This window comes from Pseudomonas sp. SDO5532_S415, from assembly GCF_054071155.1.
Window position 1 is genome coordinate 26,275 of record NZ_JBSVWS010000040.1, and the last position, 9,831, is coordinate 36,105.

7 protein-coding genes and 4 tRNA genes are annotated in these 9,831 nt (G+C 58.8%); 4 read left to right on the forward strand and 7 right to left on the reverse strand.

The annotated features are described in order from the left end of the window. Positions 1-137: 137 nt before the first annotated feature. The 7 genes from ACW9HW_RS12400 to rluD form a co-directional block, all read right to left on the reverse strand. Positions 138-214, reverse strand: a tRNA-Pro gene (locus tag ACW9HW_RS12400). A 95-nt stretch (positions 215-309) separates the two neighbouring features. Further along, positions 310-385: transfer RNA gene (locus ACW9HW_RS12405), tRNA-Lys, on the reverse strand. Between the two features lie 5 nt (positions 386-390). Further along, positions 391-467: transfer RNA gene (locus ACW9HW_RS12410), tRNA-Pro, on the reverse strand. 9 nt (positions 468-476) lie between these two features. After that, a tRNA-Asn gene (locus tag ACW9HW_RS12415) sits at positions 477-552 on the reverse strand. 400 nt (positions 553-952) lie between these two features. Further along, positions 953-3,517, reverse strand: coding sequence for an ATP-dependent chaperone ClpB (gene clpB, locus ACW9HW_RS12420; RefSeq protein ID WP_095196599.1), 2,565 nt, complete (start codon positions 3,515-3,517; stop codon positions 953-955). Between the two features lie 130 nt (positions 3,518-3,647). Then, entirely contained in the window at positions 3,648-4,373 is a 726-nt protein-coding gene (gene pgeF / locus ACW9HW_RS12425; protein WP_457400055.1) for a peptidoglycan editing factor PgeF, read from the reverse strand. Then, a complete protein-coding gene (rluD, locus tag ACW9HW_RS12430) occupies positions 4,370-5,332 on the reverse strand; it encodes a 23S rRNA pseudouridine(1911/1915/1917) synthase RluD (RefSeq protein ID WP_095196601.1) in 963 nt (320 codons plus the stop codon). The genes pgeF and rluD overlap by 4 nt, the downstream gene beginning before the upstream one ends. A 151-nt stretch (positions 5,333-5,483) precedes the next feature. Here rluD and ACW9HW_RS12435 point away from each other — a divergent pair, with 151 nt between their 5' ends. The 4 genes from ACW9HW_RS12435 (at position 5,484) to ACW9HW_RS12450 (ending at position 9,785) form a co-directional block, all read left to right on the forward strand. After that, positions 5,484-6,506, forward strand: coding sequence for an outer membrane protein assembly factor BamD (locus ACW9HW_RS12435; protein WP_095196602.1), 1,023 nt, complete (start codon positions 5,484-5,486; stop codon positions 6,504-6,506). Positions 6,507-6,641: 135 nt separating this feature from the next. Then, positions 6,642-6,875, forward strand: a complete 234-nt coding sequence (locus ACW9HW_RS12440; RefSeq protein WP_095196603.1) for a PP0621 family protein — start codon at positions 6,642-6,644, stop codon at positions 6,873-6,875. Next, positions 6,865-8,451 carry a sensor histidine kinase gene (locus tag ACW9HW_RS12445; protein ID WP_457400058.1) on the forward strand — a complete coding sequence of 529 codons (1,587 nt, stop codon included), beginning with the start codon at positions 6,865-6,867 and terminating at the stop codon, positions 8,449-8,451. The genes ACW9HW_RS12440 and ACW9HW_RS12445 overlap by 11 nt, the downstream gene beginning before the upstream one ends. 2 nt (positions 8,452-8,453) lie before the next feature. After that, positions 8,454-9,785, forward strand: coding sequence for a sigma-54-dependent transcriptional regulator (locus ACW9HW_RS12450; RefSeq protein WP_095196605.1), 1,332 nt, complete (start codon positions 8,454-8,456; stop codon positions 9,783-9,785). The last annotated feature ends 46 nt before the right edge of the window (positions 9,786-9,831 follow it).

A 9,831-nucleotide genomic window follows, 5' to 3' on the forward strand; every position in this document is an offset into this window, starting at 1 on the left:
CTTTGTTTTTATTGGCTTGAGTGAAGGGCCATGCCCCGACAGCTCGTTATCGGCAAGTTGTACGATGACTTGAAGGGTTGTGCTTTTTTCGCAGACAAAAAAAATCCCCGTATCTTTCGATACGAGGATTTTTAATATGGTCGGGGTAAGGGGATTCGAACTCCTGACATCCTGCTCCCAAAGCAGGCGCGCTACCGGACTGCGCTATACCCCGGTAAAAAAAAGGCACCTTCGAAAGGCGCCTTCTGCGAACAGAGCTTTTGGCGTCTGATCTTAAGATTCGATCCCAGCCTTAACTGGTTTCAAAAATGGTGGGTCGTGTGGGATTCGAACCTACGACCAATTGGTTAAAAGCCAACTGCTCTACCAACTGAGCTAACGACCCAAATATGGTCGGGGTAAGGGGATTCGAACTCCTGACATCCTGCTCCCAAAGCAGGCGCGCTACCGGACTGCGCTATACCCCGGTTTGAAATTGGCTCCGTGACCAGGACTCGAACCTGGGACCCAATGATTAACAGTCATTTGCTCTACCGACTGAGCTATCACGGAACTACATATTTCAATTTACAACGGTGAAGCTTTATTGCGTTCTCTTCGACCCGTTCGCATCGCTGCGTTCGTGTGTCTGAGGCGCGCTATTCTACAATCTTAAGCACCTCTGTCAACCCCCTAAATTGCTTTCAAGTTAATGATTTGCAACTTATTTCAGATTCCTGCTTGGGGAGCAGAAACCCTACCGGGTGACTTACTGCGGGGCGCACTTTACAAGCCTTTTCCTTTAAGTTCAACAGCCTGGCGAAAAAAAGGCCTCGCAATGCGAGGCCTCCTTTTCAGTCAGAGATTTTGTAGGAGCGAGCCTGCTCGCGATGGGCTCAAGAACGCAGCGTTCAGCCAGTGAATACGCGTTCTCGTTAACGACCATCGCGAGCGAGCTCGCTCCTACATTGGCTCAGTTGAAAACGATCTCGTCGTTTTCCACCGTGCCTTTGGCCGTGTCTCCCGGCATGAATCGGCCGGAGAGAATCAGCTGTGCCAGCGGGTTTTCGATCCAGCGCTGGATCGCTCGTTTGAGCGGTCGTGCGCCATACACCGGGTCGTAACCGACCGCGATCAGCTTGTCCATGGCCTCGGGGCTCAACTCCAGCTTCAACTCCCGCTCGGTGAGGCGACTGCGCAGACGACTCAACTGGATCTCGGTAATGCCGGCGATCTGATCCCGCGCCAATGGCTCGAAGATCACCACCTCATCGACCCGGTTGATGAACTCAGGTCGGAAGTGCGAGGAAATCGCATCCATCACCGCCGCACGCTGAGCCTCACGATCACCGACCAGTTCCTGGATCTGCACCGAGCCCAGGTTGGAGGTCATGACAATCACGGTGTTCTTGAAATCCACCGTGCGGCCATGACTGTCGGTCAGCCGGCCATCTTCCAGCACTTGCAACAAGATATTGAACACATCCGGGTGAGCTTTCTCGACCTCGTCCAGCAGGATCACCGAATAAGGCTTGCGACGCACAGCCTCCGTCAGATAACCGCCCTCTTCATAGCCGACATAGCCCGGTGGCGCGCCAATCAAGCGAGCCACGGAATGTTTCTCCATGAACTCGGACATATCGATGCGCACCATCGCTTCTTCGGTGTCGAAGAGGAATTCGGCCAGCGCCTTGCACAGCTCGGTTTTACCTACACCGGTCGGGCCGAGGAACATGAACGATCCACTCGGGCGATTCGGGTCGGACAACCCGGCGCGAGAACGCCGCACGGCGTTGGAAACCGCGACCACTGCTTCATCCTGGCCAATCACACGCTGGTGCAACAGGCTTTCCATCTTCATCAGTTTGTCGCGCTCGCCTTCGAGCATTTTCGACACCGGAATACCGGTCCACTTCGATACGACTTCGGCGATCTCTTCTTCAGTCACCTTGCTGCGCAGTAACTGGTTTTCACTCTTGCCATGCTGGTCGACCATTTGCAGGCTGCGCTCCAGGTCCGGGATCACCCCGTACTGCAACTCAGCCATGCGGTTCAGGTCGCCTTTGCGGCGAGCGCTTTCCAGTTCCTGACGGGACTGTTCGATTTTCTGCTGGATCTGCGCCGAACCCTGCACCTCGGCCTTTTCCGAGTTCCAGATTTCTTCGAGATCCGAATACTCGCGTTCGTGGCGCCGAATTTCTTCCTGGAGTTTTTCCAGACGCTTGATCGCCGCTTCGTCGCTTTCTTTCTTCAGCGCCTGGGACTCCACCTTCAGCTGAATCAGGCGACGCTCCAGACGGTCCAGCACTTCCGGTTTGGAGTCGATCTCCATGCGGATGCGGCTGGCGGCCTCGTCGATCAGGTCGATGGCCTTGTCCGGCAACTGACGGTCAGTGATGTAGCGATGGCTGAGTTTGGCCGCCGCAATGATCGCGCCGTCGGTGATCGCCACCTTGTGGTGGACCTCGTAGCGTTCTTTCAAGCCTCGCAGGATGGCGATGGTGTCTTCTTCGCTCGGCTCGTCCACCAATACTTTCTGGAAGCGCCGCTCAAGGGCTGCATCCTTCTCTATATATTGGCGGTACTCATTGAGCGTGGTCGCGCCGACGCAATGCAACTCACCGCGCGCCAGGGCTGGCTTGAGCATGTTGCCCGCATCCATCGAGCCTTCGCCCTTGCCGGCGCCGACCATGGTGTGCAGTTCGTCGATGAACAGAATGATCTGCCCTTCCTGCTTCGACAGTTCATTGAGCAGCGCTTTTAGCCGCTCTTCGAACTCGCCACGATACTTGGCACCGGCAATCAGCGCCCCCATGTCCAGGGATAGCAGACGCTTGCCTTTCAGGCCGTCCGGCACTTCACCGTTGATAATGCGCTGGGCCAGACCTTCGGCGATGGCAGTTTTACCAACGCCAGGCTCACCGATCAGCACCGGGTTGTTCTTGGTGCGACGTTGCAGGACCTGGATGGTCCGACGAATTTCGTCGTCACGACCGATCACCGGGTCGAGCTTGCCGTCTTCGGCGCGCTTGGTCAGGTCGACGGTATATTTATCCAGCGCCTGGCGCGCCTCTTCGTGGTTCGGGTCATTGACTGCCTCGCCACCACGCAGGTTGTTGATCGCATTTTCCAGGGCTTTCTTGCTGACGCCCTGGCCCAGCAGCAATTTGCCGAGCTTGCTGTTCTCGTCCATGGCGGCGAGCAACACCAACTCGCTGGAAATGAACTGGTCGCCCTTCTGCTGGGCCAGGCGATCAGCCTGATTGAGCAGGCGCGCCAGATCCTGCGACATGTTGACGTCGCCGGTCGGATTCTGGATTTTTGGCAGCTGGTCGAGCTCTTTGGTCAGCTCTTTACGCAGGCTGTTGACGTCGAAGCCCACCTGCATCAACAGGGGCTTGATCGAACCACCCTGTTGCTCAAGCAGGGCCTGCATCAAATGCGCCGGCTCGATGGCGGGATGGTCAAGACCGACGGCCAGGGATTGGGCATCGGACAAGGCTAACTGCAACTTGCTGGTTAAACGGTCTATACGCATGGGTCACCTTCCTTTTGAGCAGGCCGGACCTATAAAACATCCTGAATGAAGAAACCTGCCAGATACCACAGTAGATGCGGTCGATTCTGGGAGTTTCAAGCGTCGTGACGTTGATGCAGGTCAGGCAAGTCTAGCGTTCAAGCCAGATTAGGGAGGCAAAGCGACCAGTGCGAGGACTGCGGCGGTAGGAGAAGAAGCGAGGATCGGTCACGGTGCAGAAACCTCCGCCATAGACAGCCGTTACACCGCGAGCCGCCAGACGCAAACGCGCCAGCATATAGATGTCGGCCATGAATTTGCCGGGGTTCTGGCTCGGAACAAAGGCTTCAGCCGCTTGCGGCAGCTGCTGAACGAAAGTTTCACGTACTTCCGGGCCGACTTCAAACGCTTGCGGGCCGATGGCCGGACCGAGCCAGACCAGCACCTCGGCAGGTGGTACGGCCAGACTGTCCAGAGTCGCTTCCAGCACGCCCGCCGCCAACCCGCGCCAGCCGGCATGAGCCGCAGCCACGCGCGTGCCGGCACGGTCACAAAACAGTGCAGGCAGGCAATCGGCGGTCATTGCCGCGCAGGCGATTCCCGGCGTTGCCGTCCAACTGGCATCGGCGGTGACCACCTGACTCGGATCCGCATGAGCCACGACGATGCCGTGGACCTGCTGCAGCCAGGCCGGTTGAATAGAGAAGTGATCGGTCAGGCGACGGCGATTTTCGGCGACAGCCTCTGGGCTGTCGTCGACATGATCGCCGAGGTTGAGGCTGTCGAACGGCGCCAGACTGACGCCGCCCGCACGGGTGGTGACACAGGCTTTGACCCCGGCCGGCGCGGGCCAGTCAGGAATCAGCCAGTCACTCATCCGACGAACGCCTCGCGATCTTGCTTGAGCAGGGTCAGCAACCAGACGAAGTCTTCCGGCAACGGCGACTCCCAGCTCATGCGTTGACCAGTGGTCGGGTGATCCAGCTCCAGGAACCGCGCATGCAGCGCCTGACGCGGGAAGTTTTTCAACGACTCGACCATGGTCGGGTTGGCTGCCGGCGGGATACGGAAGCGACCGCCGTAGGCAGGATCTCCGACCAACGGGAAGTTGATATGCGCCATGTGCACGCGAATCTGGTGCGTACGACCGGTTTCCAGCTTCACCCGTACGTGGGTGTGAGAGCGGAAACGCTCGAGCACACGGTAATGGCTGACGGCTTGCTTGCCACCTTCCATCACAGCCATGCGCTGGCGCTGCTGGCCGTGACGACCGATCGGCGCGTTGATCTTGCCGCCGGCTGTCACCACGCCAATCACGATGCATTCATAGATGCGGCTGACACTGCGGCTCTGTAACTGTGTCACCAGCTGCGTCTGCGCCTGAATGGTCTTGGCCACCACCATCAGACCGGTGGTGTCCTTGTCCAGGCGATGCACGATACCGGCGCGGGGCACATTGATGATGCCCGGCACGTGATGCAGCAACGCATTGAGCAAGGTGCCATCAGCGTGACCGGCGGCGGGATGCACCACCAGGCCCGCAGGCTTGTTGATCACCAGGATGTCGTCGTCTTCATAGACGATGTCCAGGGCAATGTCTTGAGCGACCCATTCGCCCTGAGCTTCCTGCTCGGCAGTGAGTTCAAGAATGGCGCCACCGTGAACGATGTCTCGCGGGCGGATAACCGCCCCATCCACAGTCAGGCGGCCGTCTTTGATCCAGGCGGAAAGGCGCGAGCGCGAGTGCTCAGCGAATAATTGTGCGGCGACTTGATCGAGGCGTTGGCCGCCCAATTCGGACGGCACCTCTGCGCGAAGTTCAATTTTATCGGACATGCTCAGACTAGGCGTCGGCACAGCCTTTGGTTTCGGCTGCGCGCTTGTGGTTAAATACGGCGTCTTTTGCCCCGAGGCTATTCAACGGGGCGCTCATCATAACAGGACGGCCACGCCCAAGACAGCGGCCGTCATAGGGACGCAAGCCGCCATGCAAGTGAAACACCTGCTGCTGATCGCCATCCTCGCATTGACCGCTGCTTGCTCATCGAAGGAAGTCGTAGACGAAAACCTGAGCGAAGTCGAGTTGTACCAACAGGCTCAGGCTGATCTGGACAACAACAGCTACACCAGCGCCACCGCCAAGCTGAAGGCTCTGGAATCGCGTTATCCGTTCGGTCGTTATGCCGATCAGGCACAACTCGAACTCATCTACGCCAACTACAAGAATGCCGAGCCAGAAGCTGCGAAAGCCGCGGCTGAGCGCTTCATTCGTCTGCATCCACAGCACCCGAACGTCGATTACGCCTACTACCTCAAGGGCCTGACCTCTTTCGACCAGGACGTCGGTTTGCTGTCGCGCTTCCTGCCGCTGGACATGACCAAACGTGACCCGGGCGCCGCTCGCGACTCCTACAACGAATTCGCCCAGCTGACCAGCCGCTTCCCCAACAGCCGCTACTCGCCGGACGCCAAGCAGCGCATGATCTACCTGCGCAACCTGCTGGCGGCCTACGAAATCCACGTTGCCGATTACTACCTGACCCGTCAGGCCTATGTCGCCGCGGCGAACCGTGGTCGTTACGTGGTGGAAAACTTCCAGGAAACCCCTTCGGTCGGCGACGGCCTGGCGGTGATGACCGAGGCCTACCAGCGCCTGCACCTGGACGACCTGGCAGCCACCAGCCTTGAAACCCTGAAGCTCAACTACCCGAACCACCCAAGCCTGGTGGACGGTCAGTTCGTACCGTCGGTCGCCGAAGCCGACAACCGTTCGTGGCTGAGCAAGGCCACCCTGGGCCTGATCGAATCCCGTCCGCCGCTGCCACCGGGAGAAACCCGCGCCAACCAGGACGTGCAGAAGCAGTTTCAGGATGCCAAGGACGCGATTCCGAACGAGCTCAAGCCTAAAGATGCGGACGGTGACGTGATCGAAGAAGAGAATCACGAAGCAGAAGGTAACAACGAAGACCGTTCCTGGTTCAGCTACATGACCTTCGGCGTGTTCGACTGATACGACCGGCGGTACAGAAAGGGAGACTTCGAGTCTCCCTTTTTTATTGCGCCGTTTTTATAGAACGCATTTACGCTGTGCGCCTGCCATGTCCCCGGCTAAACTGGCGATTCATCAGCCAAAAAGCCGCTCATCATGCTTCGTTTACTGTTCTGGATCGCCGTGATTGCCGCCGCCGTATGGTTTTGGCGCAAGTACAAGGGCCAGGCTGCCGTGCCCAAGTCGCCTGCCGAACTGGAAGCGGCACCGATGGTCCGCTGCGCCCATTGCGGTGTGCACCTGCCACGGGATCGTGCACTGAGTCTTCAACAACAATGGTATTGCAGCCAGGCCCATCTGGAGCAAGGCCCCGGTTCCAGTGATCGCTGAGACGTCCAGTCACGGCGGCAAACAGGCCCAGCGACTGCTGCGCCTTTATCACCTCTACCGTTTAAGCGTCGGCATCGTCCTGGTGCTGCTGATCTCCAGCAATCTGGACGACCAGTTGCTGACGTCAGCCAGCAACGAGCTGCTGCGCAGTGGCAGCTGGTTGTACCTGGTGCTGAACATTCTTTTGGTGGTCTTCTTCGAGAACACTCGCCAGCCGACGCAATTGTTCAGCCTGGCGCTTCTCGACGTCTTGCTGCTGTGCCTCCTGTTCTACGCAGGCGGCGGTGTGGCCAGCGCCATTGGCAACCTGCTGATTGTCTCCGTCGCCATCAGCAATACGCTCTTGCGAAGACGCATCGGCCTGTTGATTGCAGCCGTCGGTGCACTCGGCATCGTCGGTTCCAGCTTTCTGCTGAATTTCAGCCATCCTCCCAAACCCAATGATTACTTGCAGGTCGGAACCCTGGGCGCCCTATGCTTTGCCGCAGCTTTGCTGGTGCAAGGCCTGATCCGACGCCTGGAAGTCAGTGAAACCCTCGTGGAACAGAAGGCCAGCGAAGTCGTCGGCCTGGAAGCACTCAATGCGCTGATCCTGCAACGCATGCGCACCGGCATTCTGGTGCTCGACGAGCAGCGGCGCGTGCAATTGGCCAATCACAGCGCCCTGTCACTGCTCGGCTGCGACCGGCTTGAGGGCCGACTGATCGACGACCAGGTCCCCGCCCTCGTCGAACGCTATCAGCTCTGGCTCAGCAATCCGACGTTGCGCCCGCAAAGCCTGAAAATCGCCAATAGCGGCGTGGAGCTGCAACCGAGCTTCATTGCACTGGACTCAAGCCCGCAGCACCAGACCCTGGTTTTTCTTGAAGACCTCGCCCAGATCGCCCAGCAGGCCCAACAACTGAAACTCGCCGCGCTCGGACGCCTGACTGCCGGTATCGCCCATGAAATCCGTAATCCTTTGGGTGCCATCAGTCATGCCGCGCAGCTATTGCGCGAGTCCGAGGAACTGAACAGCGCGGATCAACGTCTGACGCAGATCATTCAAGATCACTCTCAGCGCATGAATCGGGTAATCGAAAACGTCCTGCAACTGTCCCGCCGCCAGCAAACCTTACCGCAACGGTTGGACCTGAAGCCGTGGCTGCAACAGTTCGTCAGCGAAATTCGCGAGGGCGCGACCGAGCGCCAGCAGATTCACCTGCACATCGCTGGCGGCGACTTCAAGACGTTGATGGACCCGAACCAGTTGAACCAGATTCTCGACAATCTCATTCGCAACGCCTGGCGCCACAGCGCCCAGCGCCACGATCTGGCACAGGTCTGGCTTGAGTTGTTCGTCGATCCCGACAGCCAACTGCCCATCCTCGAAATCCTCGACGACGGCCCCGGTGTGGCCCCTGACCATCAAGCGCAACTGTTCGAGCCTTTCTTCACCACCAGCCACCAAGGCACTGGCCTGGGGCTTTACCTGTCCCGTGAGCTGTGCGAAAGCAACCAGGCCCGCCTGGACTTTAAACCACGCCAAGGCGGCTGCTTTCGCATCACCTTTGCTCACGGACAGAAACAAGGTTGAAGATGAGCCCACGGCAAAAAGTCCTGATCGTCGACGACGAACCGGACATCCGCGAACTCCTGGAAATCACCCTGGGACGGATGAAACTCGATACCTGGAGTGCCCGCAACGCTGGCGAGGCACAGGCACTGCTCAAGCGCGAGACATTCAATCTGTGCCTGACCGACATGCGCCTGCCGGACGGTACAGGTCTTGAACTGCTACAGCACATCCAGCAACGCCACCCGCAAGTCCCGGTAGCCATGATCACTGCCTATGGCAATGTCGAGACAGCGATCAACGCTCTCAAGGCCGGGGCTTTTGACTTCCTGAGCAAACCGGTGGACCTCACTCGCCTGCGGGAACTGGTCAACAGCGCCCTGCTGCTGCCCACCCCGGGCATTGCCATCGACCGCCGCTTGCTGGGCGATTCATTGCCCATGCGCAACCTGCGCAAACAGATCGACAAACTGGCGCGCAGCCAGGCGCCGGTGTACATCAGCGGCGAGTCTGGCAGTGGCAAGGAGCTGGTCGCACGCCTGATCCATGATCGCGGGCCGCGCGCCAACCAGCCCTTTGTTCCGGTCAATTGCGGCGCCATTCCGTCGGAGTTGATGGAAAGCGAATTTTTCGGTCATCGCAAAGGCAGCTTCAGCGGCGCCATCGAAGACAAACCCGGACTGTTCCAGGCGGCCCATGGCGGCACCCTGTTCCTCGACGAAGTGGCTGATCTGCCGCTGCCGATGCAGGTCAAACTGCTGCGGGCCATTCAGGAAAAAGCCGTACGCAGTGTGGGTGGGCAACAGGAAGTGGTGGTTGATGTGCGCATACTTTGCGCCACCCATAAAGACCTCGCGGCCGAAGTCACCGCTGAGCGCTTCCGCCAGGATTTGTACTACCGGTTGAACGTGATCGAGCTGCGGGTTCCACCCTTGCGCGAACGCCGTGACGATATCGAGCCCCTGGCCAGCCATGTGCTCAAGCGCCTGGCCGCCGACACCGGTCAACCCGTGGCAACACTTCACCCGCAAGCCCTCGATGCGCTGAAAAGCTACCGCTTTCCAGGCAATGTGCGGGAACTGGAGAACATGCTCGAACGGGCACACACGCTGTGCGAAAACAAACAGATCGAAGCCGGCGACCTGCGCCTGGCCGAAGGGAACTGTGCCGCAGAAGGCGGTGTGCCGGATCTCACGCAGATCGACAATCTGGAGGCTTATCTGGAGAACGTCGAACGCCAGTTGATTCTCCAGGCCCTTGAAGAAACCCGCTGGAATCGTACGGCGGCGGCTCAGCGGTTGAATTTGTCGTTCAGGTCGATGCGGTACAGGCTGAAAAAATTAGGGTTGGATTGAGGGCCTCTTCGCGAGCAGGCTCGCTCCCACAGGTAAACCACAGCCT

What these genes read in the sequence shown, in the direction of transcription:
- clpB (WP_095196599.1), bottom strand. Translation starts at nt 3,517, where the DNA reads ATGCGTATAGACCGTTTAACCAGCAAGTTGCAGTTAGCCTTGTCCGAT.
- pgeF (WP_457400055.1), bottom strand. Translation starts at nt 4,373, where the DNA reads ATGAGTGACTGGCTGATTCCTGACTGGCCCGCGCCGGCCGGGGTCAAA.
- rluD (WP_095196601.1), bottom strand. Translation starts at nt 5,332, where the DNA reads ATGTCCGATAAAATTGAACTTCGCGCAGAGGTGCCGTCCGAATTGGGC.
- ACW9HW_RS12435 (WP_095196602.1), top strand. Translation starts at nt 5,484, where the DNA reads ATGCAAGTGAAACACCTGCTGCTGATCGCCATCCTCGCATTGACCGCT.
- ACW9HW_RS12440 (WP_095196603.1), top strand. Translation starts at nt 6,642, where the DNA reads ATGCTTCGTTTACTGTTCTGGATCGCCGTGATTGCCGCCGCCGTATGG.
- ACW9HW_RS12450 (WP_095196605.1), top strand. Translation starts at nt 8,454, where the DNA reads ATGAGCCCACGGCAAAAAGTCCTGATCGTCGACGACGAACCGGACATC.